This window comes from Psychrobacter sp. SZ93C1 (assembly GCF_015864635.1).
Lineage (GTDB): Bacteria > Pseudomonadota > Gammaproteobacteria > Pseudomonadales > Moraxellaceae > Psychrobacter > Psychrobacter fozii.
The window spans coordinates 78,973-94,868 of record NZ_JADYWY010000010.1; the positions used below are offsets into that span (position 1 = coordinate 78,973).

Here is a 15,896-nt window from a genome sequence, read left to right on the forward strand (position 1 = left end):
TAGCATTTACCGTTATATGACGATAAATGCTATTAGGGAGTTCTGCATATTTTAGAGATAGTAGCACGCTACTAGGCAGTTATACTAACCACCTGCTTATTTGGAAGGAAGCATCTAGAATGTATTAAGCATCAACATTAGGCATGCGGCTTAACTTTGCCAACAAGCGATAGATCGTTTCAATCATCTGATGACGATGTACCACTTCATCCACTACGCCATGCTCTAACAGAAACTCTGCACGCTGGAACGGTTCTTCCAATGTCTCACGTACCGTCTGCTCAATCACGCGCTTGCCCGCAAAGCCAATCATCGCCTTTGGTTCGGCTAAATGAATGTCACCAAGCATAGCAAGTGAAGCAGTCACACCACCATAGACAGGATTGGTCAAGACAACAATATACGGAATACCGGCAATTCTCAAACGCTCAATCGCAGCAGCCGTTCGGGCCATTTGCATCAATGACAGTAGGCCTTCTTGCATACGTGCGCCACCAGAAGCAGCGAAACATACTAAAGGTACTTTATCTTCTAGCGCTTTTTCGGCAGCTTGCACGAAACGATCACCAACGACTGACCCCATAGAGCCACCCATAAAACGGAAATCAAATGCACAAGTGACCACATCGAGGTTACGTAGCTTGCCATACAGCACAATTAGTGCCTCAGACTCACCTGTTTTTTCTTGGGCTTCAGCCATACGTGCAGGATATGGCTTACTATCCACAAAACGCAGCGGATCTTTGGCAACGAATTCTTGTCCGAGTTCACCGTTGACCTGATCAAGTAGCCAGTTTAAACGCTCACGAGCACTCATCGGTAAATGATGATCGCAATGTGGGCACACGTAACTGTTAAAAATCAGCGATGTATTGGTAATCATCGAATGACAGTTACTGCATTTGGTTGATGGTTCAGTTTCTACTGCGCTCAATGGTGCGGTCAATTGCTGCTTAACGCCTGGTATCGGGCGATTAAACCAAGATTGCCCAGCAACGTTACTGTTAGGCTCAGCATTATTAGAAGTAGTCATATCAGGTTTTGTTATCGTATCAGTCATATTATTCGCCATTATCAAAGGCTTATCGACAAGCTGGCTCATTCACTTGTCCCTAAGAGTAAATTTAAAAGTCACATACAGTCATAACATGAGCAGTTATAAGGCACGCCTACGCGAAACTGTAACAATTTATGTGTGAGGTTAGTTTACACACGTAAACTAACTTTAGCAAAGTCATTTGACAGTGTCTTTATAAACATTGTTATTTATAAACGCTACTGTTTATAAATAACGCTATTAGCACTATAACGAAAACTTAAATAACGATAATTTAACGTTGCTTAACTCAGGCACTCAAACTATCAAGCGCACTGCGTAACTCGTCCATTTTTACCATGATTCGTTGCTGAGCAGCTGCAACAGTATCGGCATCATTAGCATCTATATCAGCAAAGTTCTGTACCAGCGCACTGCCAACAATCACACCATCTGCATGAGTACCAATAGCCTTGGCAGAGGCACCATCACGGATACCAAAACCGACGCATACCGGCAAATCCGTCTCAGCTTTGATGGCTTTGACTTGAGTCGCAACAGCGTCAGTATCGAGCGTGGCAGAACCTGTCACGCCTTTTAATGACACATAATAGATATAACCACCACAATGCGTCAATACTTGCTCACGGCGCTCAGGCAAAGTCGTTGGCGATAGCAAGAAAATCTCATTCATTGAATGATCAGTCAAGTGCTGCGTGAAGCTACCTGCCTCGGCTGGTGGCAAATCAACCATCAAGATACCGTCAACGCCTGACTGCTCACATAGCGCGACGAAGTTATCATAACCGATGATTTCAACTGGATTGAGATAACCCATCAGGATAATTGGCGTCTGCGTGTCTGTTTGACGAAACTCTTCGACCATTTTTAGGGCATCACGTGTACTTGTACCGGCAGCCAATGCACGCTCACCAGCCAAAGCGACCACAGGGCCGTCAGCCATTGGGTCAGAGAATGGCAGACCAACTTCGATCATATCTGCGCCGTGCTTGACTAAGTCATGCAACAGACCTACGGTAGTTGTTGGATTAGGATCGCCTGCCATCACATAAGGGATCAGGGCTTTTTTATTTTGTGATTTTAAAGTTGCAAAAGTGCTTTCAATTCTAGTCATAGTGGTCTCTTAATTATTAAATTCATATTGAAATAACTGTCTAATATTTTGATTGCCTCTATAAGTACAAACAAGTGTAAGCAAGACATTGATCTTAGAGTATCCAAAGATAATTCGCGGCTTAATATTCTCATTGATAAAATCCCCTAAATGGGAAGCTATAGCCTCTATATCTAAATGCTGACGTTCAAATGCAGGTATTATTAAAATAAAATTAATCCTATTACAAGAATTTAGCTGGCCAGACATAATTTTCAATTTTTTGAGGATTGAATTTTCTAATGAGTTATATCCAGTGTCATCTAAGTACTCTAGACTTATAAGTTCTTTTCTTTCCCAGTCATCTACAGCTAAAAAATCATAGAAATACTCTTGATTACTCTCTTGGATATAAAAATAATTCTCTTTTAACCATCTGACAACCTGCTCACGTATATGAAAACCTTCTATATTTTTTTGGATATTGCTATTAACAGATGATTCCACAAAAATACTTTGAATATCCTTGATAGTTTCATCCTGAATATCGGTTTCAAGGTATTCTTTAGAATAATCTAAGAAACCTTTAGTGTCATATATATAGAAATTTTCTACACTGGCTTCTTTAAATATCTCAGATACTAGCTCTGGTCTAGCACTAATTGTCTTTTTGCCATGCGAGTTTATGATTCGCATCCAGTCTTCTTTCTTATCATCAGTAACGAAGATAATATTTTTCTTCTGGTTTTCATGAGCAAACTCAATTATCTGTTTCCAAACGATAAGGTCACCAAATCCTTTCTTATAGTTTAGCCCTTCAAAAGCATAATACTCTTCATCGCTTTTTTTCTTTTGAGCTTCCAAAATATCTTCAAAGCTTGGTGGAATCTTATTTTTTGCTCTAAATTCTCCATCCTTATATATAGTCTCCAAGACCTTTTGGTCTTTAGGAGGAGAACCTAAACTTCCCTTATTGGCACTAAACAATTTTGTTAATTCAGTTAGAACCACATCTTCATCGATGTCGTTAGTCAGTTTTTTAGCCTTAATCTCATCTAGCTCGTTAATAACACTTTCAGATAATTCTCTGAACCTTTCGATGAAAGTTGATGTTTTAATCTCACTATGCCTTTTATCTAAGTCTAAATCTTTGCACTTTTTCTCAATACTATTTATAGAGTCTCTAATAGAGTTTTTGATAGTTGATAAATTAGAATTTTGCTCACCTAATACAGTCAATCTATTTCTATGAAACTCCAAACCTACTTGGTAAGGTATCCAAATCCTACCTTCTATTTGCCTAATGACATTTAGGACTTCCTCTCTCGACTCTATTTTATAGCGGTATAGATTGAGAAGTACGTTTGTATCAAACACAAACGTACCTTCTTCCCATAGCTTTTCAAACTGTTCAGGCGTTGGTTGATAATAGCCTTTGAATAAGCTTTCCATAGTTTAGTCTCTACAACTCAATCCCTTCTGCTTTCATCACTGAATGCAAATCTTTATCACCGCGACCTGACATATTAACGATGATCGTTTGATCAGGTGTCATTGTCTTCGCTAGCTTTAGTGCGTAAGCAACGGCATGAGCAGATTCAAGCGCAGGAATGATGCCTTCTTTGCGCGTGACTTCATGGAAGCCTTCTAACGACTCTTTGTCCGTACAGCCCACATATTCAACACGCTTCATGTCTTTTAGAAAGCTGTGCTCAGGGCCCACACCAGGATAATCCAGTCCGGCTGAGATAGAGTGAGTTTCTTGAATCTGACCTTCGTCATCTGCCATTAGGTAAGTGCGGTTGCCGTGTAGCACGCCGATACGACCAGCCGCTAGTGGCGCTGAATGGCGACCTGTTTCGATGCCATCACCTGTTGCTTCGACGCCGTACATTTTGACATCAGTATCATTTAAGAAATCAAAGAACAGACCAATCGCGTTTGAACCACCACCGACACAAGCAACCAAGGCATCTGGTAATTTGCCTGTTTTTTCTACATGTTGAATGCGTGCTTCTTTACCAATGATTGCTTGGAAGTCACGCACCAGTAGCGGATAAGGATGCGGACCTGCAACCGTACCAATGATGTAGTACGTACTATCGACGTTGGTGACCCAGTCGCGCATGGCTTCGTTCATCGCGTCTTTGAGCGTGCGTGAGCCAGAAGTCACTGGCACTACTGTCGCACCAAGCAAGCGCATGCGATAGACGTTCATCTTTTGACGCTCAACATCGTCCGCACCCATATAAACGATACACTCAAGTCCTAAACGGGCTGCAATCGTCGCCGTCGCTACACCATGCTGTCCTGCGCCAGTCTCAGCGATGATTCGTTTCTTGCCACACATTTTGGCAAGCAGTGCTTGTCCGATGGTGTTATTAACTTTGTGTGCGCCAGTATGGTTTAAATCTTCACGTTTAAAATAAATCTGCGCACCACCAATCTCATCGCTCAGGCGTTTGGCATGATAAAGCGGCGTTGGGCGACCGACATAATTGACCAAATCATTGTGATACTCTTCCCAGAATGCAGGATCGGCTTTTACTTTGGTATATAGCGCCTCTAGCTCTTCTAGGGCTGCCATCAACGTTTCAGAGACAAAGCGACCGCCGTGCACGCCAAAATGTCCACGGGCATCAGGGTATTGATTGAAATCCTGTACGTCCGCTGGATTGGTAAAGGTATTGATAGCTTGTGCGGTAGCAGATAAATTATTGTTATCGACATGACTCATGGTAATTCCTACTGTAATAAGTGGTATTTTTTAGGATAAATCAGGGAGAAATAGTTTAAGTAACGAGCTATTGAGCTGATATAAAGCTAGTTACTTGTGTTCGAAGGTTCGCTAGGCGTCGCGTTTTGCCATCGATCGCGTTTTACCGCTTTCATAAAGGCGCGCATTTTTGCAGGATCTTTTTTACCTTTATCTATCTCAATACCGCCGCTGACATCGACTGCATAAATGGGCAGCTCTAAAGTCGCAGCGACATTATCAGCAGTCAAACCACCCGCTAAGATAATTGGTAGCGAGCTGTCTTGCGGTATGAGACTCCAATCAAAGCGTGCACCTGTACCACCATACTTATGCTGATGGTAAGCATCTAATAAGATACTGCTCGCCCCTGCTTTGGCAAACTCATCAATCTGAGCGCGCACGCTAACAGCACTATCCGTATCAGCATTGACACGCAACGCTTTAATCCAGCGTTTATTGACTTTACTTGCCAGCTGTTGACATTGCTCAGGGCTCTCATCGCCATGGAATTGTATAATATCAAAAAGCACATTGTCTGCCAGCTCGACCAACTCATCTTGAGGCATATTGACCACCAACGCCACCACGCTCACAAAAGCAGGCAAGGCAGTACTTAATATCTGGGCTTGCGCTAGCGTCACGGCACGCGGACTGGGCGGATAAAACACCAAGCCGACCGCATCAACACCTAACTGTGTCGCAGTCTGTATATCACTAAGCTGAGTAAAACCGCAGAACTTGACGTGCATTTTGTGACCTTGCATTTCATGATACTAAATATGACACCGATTATAACGGCATCAGATAGGTTCAAGCTAAAGATAAATCGTTATATGTGATGAGGTTTTGTTAATCAAACAGCAAAGCCATTGCATCCAAAAACTTATCCTAGCATACTTTTATTCCCAGTTTTGTTTATGATTGCGATTGATTAATACAGGAATACTTGAATGTCTAAGACTGCATCGGCAACGGCCAATCCAACTGACTGCAACGACAGTGATAGTGGTAAAGCAACTAGTGCAAATCCGCCACATTACTTGATGTGGTTTCGTCGTGACCTACGAGTTCATGATAATACCGCCTTGGCTGCGATTTGTGAACTGGCAAACGAAGATAATGCTCAAGTCAGTGCTGTGTTTTTTCTCACGCCTGAGCAATGGCAAGCACATGATACATCGCTTGTGCAAGTCGATCACATCGCCCGTACCTTGCCTATCCTCGCAAAAAAACTGCAAGAACAGTTAAACATCAGCTTAACAGTACAAGTTAGCCCAAACTTTTCTGACTCAATTGACGCGCTATTAACTATCTGCAATGCCAATCATGTCAGCGCTATCATGGCCAATCATGAGTATGAAGGTAACGAAATCGATCGTGATGAACAATTAACTGAGCAACTGGCAACAAGCGATATTGAGTTTGTACGCTGGCATGACCAATGTATCTTGCCACCACAAACGATTACGACCAACGATGGCGACAGCATGTATCAAGTGTTTACGCCGTTCTACAAAAAATGGCGACATACGTTGGAGGTGAGCGAGATACAAATGCATGAAGCACCCTCTATTATTAACAATAATAACGTGACTTTCGAGCTAGCAAAAAACACTGCAAACACGGTAAAAGAGATAGAAAGTCTCAGCACAAAAACGGTCAACGCCTATCAGAAACAGTTAAACAGCAATGAAACTGATAATAATACAGATGCAAGCACCCAACTCGAACATGCTCGTGACGCCTATCCTGCTGGTGAAACAGCGGCTTGCCAGCGTTTAGAGGACTTTATCGCTGAGGATATCAATAATTATGATGTGAGTCGTGACGTACCTAGCTTGCATGCGACCAGCCAGCTATCCGCTTATCTCACTATTGGCGCAATCAGCCCCAGACTTTGCTATCTACAAGCACATAAAGCCCAAGAAAAACTGCACGGTAATGATAGCGACAACAACGACATCAATCGCTGGATAAGTGAGCTAGCATGGCGCGATTTTTATCGTCATGTCTTGGACTATAAGCCAGAGCTGATTCGCCATCAAGCGTATAAGCATGAGACCGATACTAAGATTAATTGGTCATACAACACTGATGACTTTAATAAATGGTGCAAAGGCATGACAGGTGTACCGTTGGTTGATGCCGCGATGCGCTGTCTAAATGCAACAGGGTTTATGCACAATCGCCTGCGAATGGTGACGGCGATGTTTTTGACCAAAGACCTATTAATTGACTGGCGCTGGGGCGAGCGATACTTTATGCAGCAACTGATAGATGGTGACTTTGCGTCTAACAATGGCGGCTGGCAATGGAGCGCTTCTACGGGCACTGACTCAGCACCCTACTTCCGAATTATGAATCCCTTTAGCCAAGCCAAGACCCATGACACAAAGGGCGAGTTTATTAAGACTTGGCTACCTGAGCTAAAAGACATCCCTGCTACTATCCTGCACTCAGAAGAGAAAATGCGTAAAACACTCAGTAAAAAAGGAGACTTTGCCGATACGGGCTACCCTGTGCCAATGGTTGAGCATAAAGCAGCACGCCTATTGGCAATCGCCGAATTTAAGAAAGAAGGCTAATTTGAGGGAAAATAAACAGTAGATTAGCCATTCGTAACCGACGGAAACTGACATGCACCTGCACCTTGTGTGGTCACTGTAACGACTGCACCTGTCAGGGCAAACAGTTGCTGCAACTGCGTCTGCGCATTTTGTAGAGCCATCGTCATTACATCACCGCGGCAGGCACGCTCTAAGACTTCTTTTTTAGCCATGCTCTGCGCTTGGTCAAATATCTTTGGATCGACTTGCATCATACCAAACGCACCAGTCTGCCAATCATAAATCTCAATATCATCTAAATACACTGAGAATATCTCTGATGGTGGCAAGGTGATATTGATTTGTGGCATGGTCGATGCTGTGGTGTTAGCTTCCGATGTTTGGTCATCATTTACATCAGGAGCAACAGGCTGAACCACTCGTACCATCTCAGGCGTCAATGCACTTAGGTCAACCCCTGCCTCGACACGTCCATGCGCAATAAATAATCCTTTTTGCTCATCTTGCCACAGTTTTTGCCAACTACCACCACGCTGGCTGGTGATAACGGTATCGACACTAAACGACACCGTTTCTAAACGATTTAGGTTTTGGATTTGAGTAACCACGCCTTCACGAGTGATGGTTTCTATTGGCGCTTCTTTGGTACTGTTTTGAACACTATAAATCGCAAAAACGATAGCTATTAAACCGATAAGCAACACAATCCACGACATCGTTGCGATGGGTTTTTTGCCTTGTGAATTGGTCTTATTAGCATTAACAGAAGATCGATTATCAGGACTATTCATCTAAGTATCCTCAAAGTTTTGTCGTATGAAGCACATGACAGATTGGTATATAAAATATAAATGCTATATACGCGGAGTAACTTCAAGTAATAGCTACCAATACCTTACATAATTACTGATGCGTTGCTAGTCAAAAAATTCGTCAAGATTTACTAAAAATAGGCTCAAAACTGGTAAATAATCGAGTTATAACAACCTCATCGCTACCTTTATGCAATGTTCGGTCTTAAAAAACAGAAAGTCATTGCGTCTTAGGCAAACTTTACCTAACATAGTCAGATTGTATGAATAAAATGTCAGTATCAAAGTATTTATCAGGCTTTTGGCCTGAATATTTTGTATTTCAGCATACTGATGCATCAATCAAGATTTCCCCTCTTCTATATTATTAGAGTGGTTTTACTAAGATGCTCTTTATAAGCATTTTATTCGCTAAATGTTAGTCACTAGGAAATGCCCTAGATTATTGCTAAGTTATAAAGGTAAGCTTGCGGCGGCCATGAAACGATTAGCCATACGCTCAACATCCTACTATTTCTTCTTATTTTTTATCGTTGATAAGGTTACGCTTTATTTATGAAAGCCAGTCAATTTTTATTTGCCACACTAAAAGAAACCCCAAGTGATGCCGACATCGCCTCAAGCCAATTGATGGTGCGTGCTGGTCTTATCCGAAAGATTGCTTCTGGGTTATATATTTGGCTGCCCATGGGGCTACGCATCTTGCAAAAAGTCGAGCGCATTGTTCGTGAAGAGATGCAGAATGTCGGTGCACAAGAAGTGCTCATGCCGATGACTCAGCCTGCTGAACTTTGGCAAACGACCGGACGTTTTGACGATTATGGTCCTGAGCTATTACGCTTCAAAGACCGTCATGATCGTGATTTTGTGCTTGGTCCAACGCATGAAGAAGTCATTACCAATCTTGCCCAAGGTGAGCTACGTAGTTATAAACAACTACCGATTACTTTCTTCCAAATTCAAAACAAATTCCGTGACGAGATTCGTCCACGCTTTGGTGTGATGCGCGCGCGCGAATTTACGATGAAAGATGCGTATTCATTCCACGTTGACCAAGCCTCATTGGCCAAAACGTATCATGATATGTATGACGCTTATACACGCATCTTTACCCGTTTGGGTTTAGATTTCCGTGCAGTACAAGCGGATACAGGTTCTATCGGTGGTTTTGCTTCTCATGAGTTCCATGTATTGGCAGACAGTGGTGAAGACGATATCGCGTTCTCAGATTCTTCTGATTATGCAGCTAACGTTGAGCTGGCTGAATCGGTAAGCACTGCTGAGCGTCAACCGCCAAAAATGGAGCGCGAAGACGTCTTAACAGAAGATATGACCAGCTGTAAAATGGTAGCTGAACATCTAGATGTGCCGTTAGAGAATACGGTCAAAACCTTAATCGTCCACGGTCATACCGAAGATGATGAGCCACAACTGATTGCTGTCGTGTTGCGCGGTGATCATCAGCTCAATACTATTAAAGCTGAAAAAATTGAAGAGGCCAATGTGCCACTGACATTAGCTTCTGATGAAGAGCTAAAAGCGGCTGGTTTGCACAAAGGCTATATCGGTGTTGACCTAGACATGCCTGTCTTTGTCGATCGTTCTGCAGCTACGTTGTCAGACTTTGTATGCGGTGCCAATGAAGTGAACAAACATACCATCGGTATGAACTGGGCTCGTGATACACGTATCACACGTATCGTCGATGTTCGCAACGTGCAAGAAGGCGATCCATCTCCTGATGGTAAAGGTACGCTAAAAATCAAACGTGGTATCGAAGTCGGTCACATCTTCCAGTTGGGTGATAAATACTCGCAAGCCATGAATTGCCGCGTTTCTGGTGAAGATGGCAAACCAGTCACGCTAATGATGGGTTGCTACGGTATTGGTGTAAGCCGTATCATCGCTGCTGCTATCGAGCAGAACAACGATGAAAACGGTATCATGTGGCCAACCACGCCAACGGTTAATGATTCAATTGCTCCTTTTGAAGTCGCTATCATACCGATGAAGTCAAAAGAAGAGACCGTCATGCAGACAGCAACAGCGCTGTATGAAGAACTCAAAGCGCAAGGCATTAACGTGCTATTGGACGATCGTAACGAGCGTCCAGGCGTTAAGTTTGCTGATCTAGAATTGATTGGTATTCCACATCGTATCGTGGTTTCAGACCGTAACTTGGCTGAAGGCAAGTACGAATACGTCAATCGCCGTGAAGCAGAAAAGCAAATGCTAAGCCGTGAAGAGGTCATGGCGAAAGTAAGCGGTAAATAGTTCTAATCTTAAAAACTGTGCCATAAAAAGCGCCTATTTCATTCAATGAGATAGGCGCTTTTTTCGCGTATGATTTAGCTAAAAAAACTACTTAATATTATATCTTTTGGCCATGACCTTGCTACGTTTCTGTGTCTCGTTAGCGGTGCAGACATCAGAATTAATCATGGCATATACCACGGTGTTATTCATGGGGCTGTCATGCTCAAAGTCACACTGCTCGCTGCGAGCTTTTAGCCATGCTATCTGTTCTTTATCTAACTGCTCTTTTTCATGTTTATCTAAAGTACGATATGCAGTCATGTATATTTTATTAAGCCTCTTTTTTTCTACTATAACGGCCTCTATCGCACAATCATATGACTGCTCCATGTATAAGCTTTCACAAACATAATCTCTGTCAGCCGCTGCTGCATGCGCTGATGATATCGTAGACAAAGATAGCACAGCTACGCCCACTACCGTTATAGCATAAGTTATCAATTTCATACTGGTATCCTTACCTTAGATGAAGAAAGTTAATTGATTATAGGACGTAACCGCAACTCATGAAATCGATATTTATTTACTGACGAATTAAACGGCTTGGCTTAGGCAATAGACTGATATCACTAACACGGCAAGGGTTGATATCAATACCACCACGGCGCGTGTACCATGCGCGAACCATCAATGCGCTTGGCTCATAATATCGACTCAAATCAGCAAATATCTGCTCGACACATTGCTCATGAAAGCCATTGTGCTGACGGAAACTCAAGATGTAGCGCAATATATTAGCTGTATTAATAGGCTTATCCGTCGTAATCGACACTGCTAATGTACCCCAGTCTGGCTGATTGGTCACCGGACAGTTACTACGCAGCAAGTTAGAATAAAAAGTATAAGGCTGAGTGCTGTCACTTATCATGCTCTCGCCACTCGTCTCTGCTTCATTATCACGCAGCAGTGATGCATCAGGATGCTCACACAGCGCTACTTTTTCACTGCTATTTGCCAAGGCATCATCAATACAAACGCCTTCAGGCTGTGCAATTAATAATCCCGACTTCTTATTGCCTTGCTCATCATCTAAGCCAAATAGCTCAACAGTGACTTCTGCTTGTACACAAGCGGATAAGTCTTTGGCAATCAACGCCTGCACCTCTGCCCAACTGGCAAATTCGGTAAAATTAATACTGTTTAAATATAATTTCAACGACTTTGATTCCACGATAAACGGTGAGCTAGCAGGAATCGCAAAGCGCGCGATGGCCACTTGCGAAATACCTTGCGTATTCAACCAAGACATCTCAAATGCCTGCCACCAATCAACGCCAACCGTTAATTTATCATCTTGCCAGCCAATCACATTACGCCCCATGCTTCGAGCGATAGGATATAGCGTCTCTGGGCTATACTCAGTTGGATAGTCCGTAGTTTGCTCACCTAAAATACCGTGGATACTCATAAGTTACTTACCTTTCATGCCTAAATACAATGAAATAAAAACCATTCATTTTACAGCAATGGGTTATTTTATGGGAATCATTTGCCAGTCTGAGGCAGGCTCTGTCCTCACGTAATTAAATCGTACTCGATAAGCAATAGTGTCATGTTCATTCATATTAAAATAAAAATCTACTAATAAGCTATCATCGGTAACCCATTCAAGCTTTACACTATAAGGCCGTAGATTATCCTCACGACTGTTATAAAACTTGAAATGTTGCCTAAATTTATCATAATCTATATTGCTTTGATCATATTGATAGTTACCGTGTTTGTCTTTTTTCCAAATGAGAACATCTTCTTCTCCTGGAAACTCATCCTTAACAGTGGCTGCATAAGTCATATCTGGTGAAAATGTCAAATGCGATCCCTCAAAATCTTGTGTAGCGCCCGTGTTTAGATCAACAAATACTGTGTTGTTCGTTTCATAGACTTGTCCAGATAGATAAAGCCAGTTTTTATCCTCATCGTAGCGATTTATGAGATAAACATATCTAAGGCCGTCCCCGTCTTCATCTTGTACAGGCTTATCGGTCAATATGATAGGCGCTTCATGATTGGGTATCGTAATAGTGGTTTGGTTTAGCTGACGAGAAACATATTTTGATAACTGTAGTTTTTCGATTAGATTTTGATTATAAATCATCGCACTCTGATCCAAGCAATCTCGATATTTCAGCTCATTTTTACTATTACAAGTCTCACCCAAGTTAGGATAAATAGGGGCTTCTATGACCTCCCAAACATAATCATCCATTGTTGCAAATGGGGCGGCGATTGCAATGCTTGTAATTGTACTTAATAACGTGGCTGTGAAAGCCTTACTCATACTTCTTACAGAAATTTTAAGCATAAAAAAAGAGCCCAACAATATTAGGCTCTTATGATAAGGTTATCAGTCTATTGATTACAAGCTAACTATGACAAATGACGACTCATAAAACTAATGGCTATCATATTATAAACGTACAATTTACAAGCGCACACGTGAGCCATTACTGAGTAAGCGATAGGCGATAGTATAGAATATTGCACAGAATACGAAAATAGCAGCCATCGAGTACCAGACATTCACATCAGAATAACCAAGGATACCGTAACGGAATGAATTGACCATATAAACAATAGGGTTTAGTAATGAGATGTTTTGCCAAAATGGTGACAAATTTTCCATCGAATAAAATACACCACCAAGATAGGTAAGTGGCGTCAATACAAAGCTTGGAATGATAGAAATATCATCAAATGAGCGAGCAAACACGGCATTGATAAAGCCACCAAGCGAAAACAAGATAGAGGTGCCCAGTACCGTAAATATGGTCACGAACACATGCTCAATACCGAGGTCAGTAAAGAATAGCGCAACGATTGAGACAATAACCCCAATGGCCAGTCCACGGAAGATACCACCGCTAATATACCCCATCAGAATCGCATGTTTAGATACGGGGGAGACCAACAGCTCTTCGATACTAGAGGTGAATTTGGCACTAAAGAAGCTCGAGACGACGTTTGAATAACTGTTGGTAATGATCGACATCATAATCAGGCCAGGCACGATAAACTGCATGTATGGCACCCCGCCCATCTCACCGACACGCGAGCCAATCATTTTACCGAAGATGACAAAATAAAGACTCATAGTAATAACTGGTGGCAGCAATGTCTGTGGCCAAATACGCAAAATCCGGCGAACTTCTTTCAACAATATAGTGCGAAAAGCAATCCACTTTTTGCTCCATGACATGGTTTTATTAGGATCTATCATTTCTTGACTCACAATCCCGCCTCCTTCATGCTGTCTGCACTTTGAATATTTTTGTCTACCAAACGCATAAATAGCTCTTCTAATCGATTGGCTTTGTTACGCATGCTTCCCACAGTGATGCCTTGCTCTGACAACTGGGCAAAGACATTATTCATCGACTCACCTTCCGTCAAGGTCACTTCAAGTGTCTGATCATCCGGCTGGGTTATTCCTGTCACACCTGTCAAAACCAATTGACTAGTAACGGGCACTTCCAAATCAAAGACGAATGTTTCCACCGAGAGCTGTGCTAATAAATCTTTCATTTCTGTATTGATACGAATTTCACCATGATCTAAGATAGCAATGCGCTTACACAGTTGCTCGGCTTCTTCTAAATAATGAGTGGTTAGAATAATCGTGGTCTTTTCTTCGATATTAATCTGCTGCATAAACTCCCACATAGAGCGGCGTAGTTCGATATCGACCCCTGCCGTTGGCTCATCCAAAATTAATAATTTTGGCTTATGAATCAATGCGCGTGCAATCATCAAACGGCGTTTCATACCACCTGATAGCTCACGCGATTTACTATCACGCTTATCCCATAGACCAAGCGCTGTTAGTAGTCGTTTCGCTCGTGGCTTGGCTTCTTTGGCAGGAATACCGAAGTAACCTGCTTGGGTAATCAGAATATCTTCGACTTTTTCGAACATATTAAAATTAAACTCTTGCGGTACGATACCAAGGTACTGTTTCGCGACAGAAGGGTTTTCCAACAAGTCAGTACCGAAAATATGCACGCTGCCTGTGGTCGGCTTAAACAGCGAACTGATGATACCAATCATGGTTGATTTACCTGCACCATTGGGACCCAATAATGCAAAAAATCCACCTTGTGGCACAGTTAAATCGACTCCTTTTAGAGCCGAAAACCCATTATCATAAGTTTTGGACAAGTTTTTTATCGTAAGTGCTGGTACTTCTGACATGAAGACCTCTTTGTTTGTTATAAATGTATATAAAAATATTTTGAGACGACGAATAGCTAGAATAGATGCTGTAAAGTCATAAAATGAGGCTACTATTGACGAATTTCAACTACAATGCAGCTGAAGTCTCATATTGATAATATTGATGATGAAAAAAGCGCCTATCCCATTGAATGAGATAGGCGCTTTATAGATATCTATCGTAAAAGCTTAGCTAAGCACTTGTTAAAGATTAGCTTGCTGCTTCAATCATATAATCTACAGCATTCTGAACTTCTTCATCAACGATATCCGCGCCACCTTTGGCAGGCATTGCGTTGAAACCATTGATAGCATGGGTATATAGAGTATCTGTACCTTTTGCTATGCGTGGTCCCCAAGCGCCGGCATCAGCAAAGACAGGAGAGCCTAGCAAGCCCGCTGCATGACAAGTATGACATACGGCATTGTATACAGCTTTACCATCGCGAGGTCCATCACCAGGTGCTGGGCCAGCAACACGTGCCGTCACATCACACACTTCATCATCTTCGAAGCAGACGGTAGCAACAGGGTGAATACGAGCAATCAGGTTAGGATATAGTGCAATCAGTTTTTGCACTTGTGGCGTATCTTGTGGAATCGGCTCTTCAACAGCAGCAGGTGCTGCAGCGGCTGTTTCTTCAGCAGCTTCACCATCTACAGGTGCGGCTTCATCAGCAGGAGCTGCGCCATCTGTTGTATCTGCAGCAGCTTGGGCATCATTGCCTGACTGCTCAGGCGCATTTTCTACGACTTCCTGTGTGTCTGCGACAGCAGAGACAGTTGCAGGAGTTTCTACAACACTTTCAGCTTGGCTCACCGCGATACTAGCGATTCCTAGAATGGCAGCTGCCGATAACATAACTACTTTTCTCATTCGTCACGTTCTCTTATTACGTATACAAAGGCCTGCACAGCTCAGACATTCTGTCTATCCTCCTTTGATAACCTTTGGTCATCAATAGCAAACAGCCATCCCGCGTGCCAGCACACTTGTAATCGGTGATTATAAATATGAATTCTCCATGACATTATAAGGGAAAAGACAGGTAAATTGCCATGCCTGTTTAATGACTATCTTGTT

At 42.4% G+C, this 15,896-nt stretch carries 14 protein-coding genes; 2 read left to right on the top strand and 12 right to left on the bottom strand.

Translation table 11 applies throughout. The features are described 5' to 3' along the window. Positions 1 to 124: 124 nt before the first annotated feature. The 5 genes from accD to I6E83_RS12690 form a co-directional block, all read right to left on the bottom strand. Positions 125 to 1,033, bottom strand: coding sequence for an acetyl-CoA carboxylase, carboxyltransferase subunit beta (accD, locus tag I6E83_RS12670; RefSeq protein ID WP_197102438.1), 909 nt, complete (start codon positions 1,031 to 1,033; stop codon positions 125 to 127). 313 nt (positions 1,034 to 1,346) lie between these two features. After that, a complete protein-coding gene (gene trpA / locus I6E83_RS12675; RefSeq protein ID WP_197102347.1) occupies positions 1,347 to 2,171 on the bottom strand; it encodes a tryptophan synthase subunit alpha in 825 nt (274 codons plus the stop codon). A gap of 9 nt (positions 2,172 to 2,180) precedes the next feature. Beyond that, a complete protein-coding gene (locus I6E83_RS12680) occupies positions 2,181 to 3,602 on the bottom strand; it encodes a PIN-like domain-containing protein (RefSeq protein ID WP_197102349.1) in 1,422 nt (473 codons plus the stop codon). A gap of 10 nt (positions 3,603 to 3,612) precedes the next feature. After that, positions 3,613 to 4,887: a tryptophan synthase subunit beta gene (trpB, locus tag I6E83_RS12685; protein WP_227680946.1), complete on the bottom strand. Its 1,275-nt coding sequence runs from the start codon at positions 4,885 to 4,887 to the stop codon at positions 3,613 to 3,615. Between the two features lie 86 nt (positions 4,888 to 4,973). Beyond that, positions 4,974 to 5,657, bottom strand: a complete 684-nt coding sequence (locus I6E83_RS12690) for a phosphoribosylanthranilate isomerase (RefSeq protein ID WP_197102351.1) — start codon at positions 5,655 to 5,657, stop codon at positions 4,974 to 4,976. A 201-nt stretch (positions 5,658 to 5,858) separates the two neighbouring features. On the opposite strand from I6E83_RS12690, the gene I6E83_RS12695 reads away from it, so the two are divergent. Further along, complete coding sequence (locus I6E83_RS12695) at positions 5,859 to 7,493, top strand: cryptochrome/photolyase family protein (RefSeq protein WP_197102353.1); 1,635 nt, start codon at positions 5,859 to 5,861, stop codon at positions 7,491 to 7,493. Between the two features lie 23 nt (positions 7,494 to 7,516). Here I6E83_RS12695 and I6E83_RS12700 read toward each other — a convergent pair whose 3' ends face one another. Beyond that, positions 7,517 to 8,266: a DUF4230 domain-containing protein gene (locus I6E83_RS12700; protein WP_197102355.1), complete on the bottom strand. Its 750-nt coding sequence runs from the start codon at positions 8,264 to 8,266 to the stop codon at positions 7,517 to 7,519. A gap of 576 nt (positions 8,267 to 8,842) precedes the next feature. Between I6E83_RS12700 and I6E83_RS12705 the strand changes: the two genes are divergently transcribed. Continuing rightward, the gene (locus tag I6E83_RS12705; RefSeq protein ID WP_197102357.1) at positions 8,843 to 10,561 is read left to right on the top strand and encodes a proline--tRNA ligase; all 1,719 of its coding nucleotides are present in this window, start codon (positions 8,843 to 8,845) and stop codon (positions 10,559 to 10,561) included. An 87-nt stretch (positions 10,562 to 10,648) separates the two neighbouring features. Here the strand turns inward: I6E83_RS12705 and I6E83_RS12710 are convergent, their stop codons facing one another. From I6E83_RS12710 to I6E83_RS12735, 6 genes are all read right to left on the bottom strand, one after another. Next, positions 10,649 to 11,050 (bottom strand): lysozyme inhibitor LprI family protein, encoded by a 402-nt coding sequence (locus I6E83_RS12710; protein ID WP_197102358.1) that lies wholly within the window; start codon positions 11,048 to 11,050, stop codon positions 10,649 to 10,651. Between the two features lie 76 nt (positions 11,051 to 11,126). Beyond that, the gene (gene queF, locus I6E83_RS12715; protein ID WP_197102360.1) at positions 11,127 to 12,011 is read right to left on the bottom strand and encodes an NADPH-dependent 7-cyano-7-deazaguanine reductase QueF; all 885 of its coding nucleotides are present in this window, start codon (positions 12,009 to 12,011) and stop codon (positions 11,127 to 11,129) included. 63 nt (positions 12,012 to 12,074) lie between these two features. Further along, complete coding sequence (locus I6E83_RS12720; protein WP_197102362.1) at positions 12,075 to 12,905, bottom strand: hypothetical protein; 831 nt, start codon at positions 12,903 to 12,905, stop codon at positions 12,075 to 12,077. Positions 12,906 to 13,025: 120 nt separating this feature from the next. Then, complete coding sequence (locus tag I6E83_RS12725; protein WP_110923992.1) at positions 13,026 to 13,799, bottom strand: ABC transporter permease; 774 nt, start codon at positions 13,797 to 13,799, stop codon at positions 13,026 to 13,028. A gap of 29 nt (positions 13,800 to 13,828) precedes the next feature. Continuing rightward, entirely contained in the window at positions 13,829 to 14,791 is a 963-nt protein-coding gene (locus I6E83_RS12730) for an ABC transporter ATP-binding protein (RefSeq protein ID WP_010196588.1), read from the bottom strand. A gap of 232 nt (positions 14,792 to 15,023) precedes the next feature. Then, the gene (locus I6E83_RS12735; protein WP_197102364.1) at positions 15,024 to 15,689 is read right to left on the bottom strand and encodes a c-type cytochrome; all 666 of its coding nucleotides are present in this window, start codon (positions 15,687 to 15,689) and stop codon (positions 15,024 to 15,026) included. Positions 15,690 to 15,896: the final 207 nt, after the last annotated feature.

Bases quoted from the DNA above. Each gene is read 5' to 3' on its own strand.
- accD (WP_197102438.1), bottom strand. From the start codon at position 1,033: ATGACTACTTCTAATAATGCTGAGCCTAACAGTAACGTTGCTGGGCAA.
- trpA (WP_197102347.1), bottom strand. From the start codon at position 2,171: ATGACTAGAATTGAAAGCACTTTTGCAACTTTAAAATCACAAAATAAA.
- I6E83_RS12680 (WP_197102349.1), bottom strand. From the start codon at position 3,602: ATGGAAAGCTTATTCAAAGGCTATTATCAACCAACGCCTGAACAGTTT.
- trpB (WP_227680946.1), bottom strand. From the start codon at position 4,887: ATGAGTCATGTCGATAACAATAATTTATCTGCTACCGCACAAGCTATC.
- I6E83_RS12690 (WP_197102351.1), bottom strand. From the start codon at position 5,657: ATGCACGTCAAGTTCTGCGGTTTTACTCAGCTTAGTGATATACAGACT.
- I6E83_RS12695 (WP_197102353.1), top strand. From the start codon at position 5,859: ATGTCTAAGACTGCATCGGCAACGGCCAATCCAACTGACTGCAACGAC.
- I6E83_RS12700 (WP_197102355.1), bottom strand. From the start codon at position 8,266: ATGAATAGTCCTGATAATCGATCTTCTGTTAATGCTAATAAGACCAAT.
- I6E83_RS12705 (WP_197102357.1), top strand. From the start codon at position 8,843: ATGAAAGCCAGTCAATTTTTATTTGCCACACTAAAAGAAACCCCAAGT.
- I6E83_RS12710 (WP_197102358.1), bottom strand. From the start codon at position 11,050: ATGAAATTGATAACTTATGCTATAACGGTAGTGGGCGTAGCTGTGCTA.
- queF (WP_197102360.1), bottom strand. From the start codon at position 12,011: ATGAGTATCCACGGTATTTTAGGTGAGCAAACTACGGACTATCCAACT.
- I6E83_RS12720 (WP_197102362.1), bottom strand. From the start codon at position 12,905: ATGCTTAAAATTTCTGTAAGAAGTATGAGTAAGGCTTTCACAGCCACG.
- I6E83_RS12725 (WP_110923992.1), bottom strand. From the start codon at position 13,799: ATGTCATGGAGCAAAAAGTGGATTGCTTTTCGCACTATATTGTTGAAA.
- I6E83_RS12730 (WP_010196588.1), bottom strand. From the start codon at position 14,791: ATGTCAGAAGTACCAGCACTTACGATAAAAAACTTGTCCAAAACTTAT.
- I6E83_RS12735 (WP_197102364.1), bottom strand. From the start codon at position 15,689: ATGAGAAAAGTAGTTATGTTATCGGCAGCTGCCATTCTAGGAATCGCT.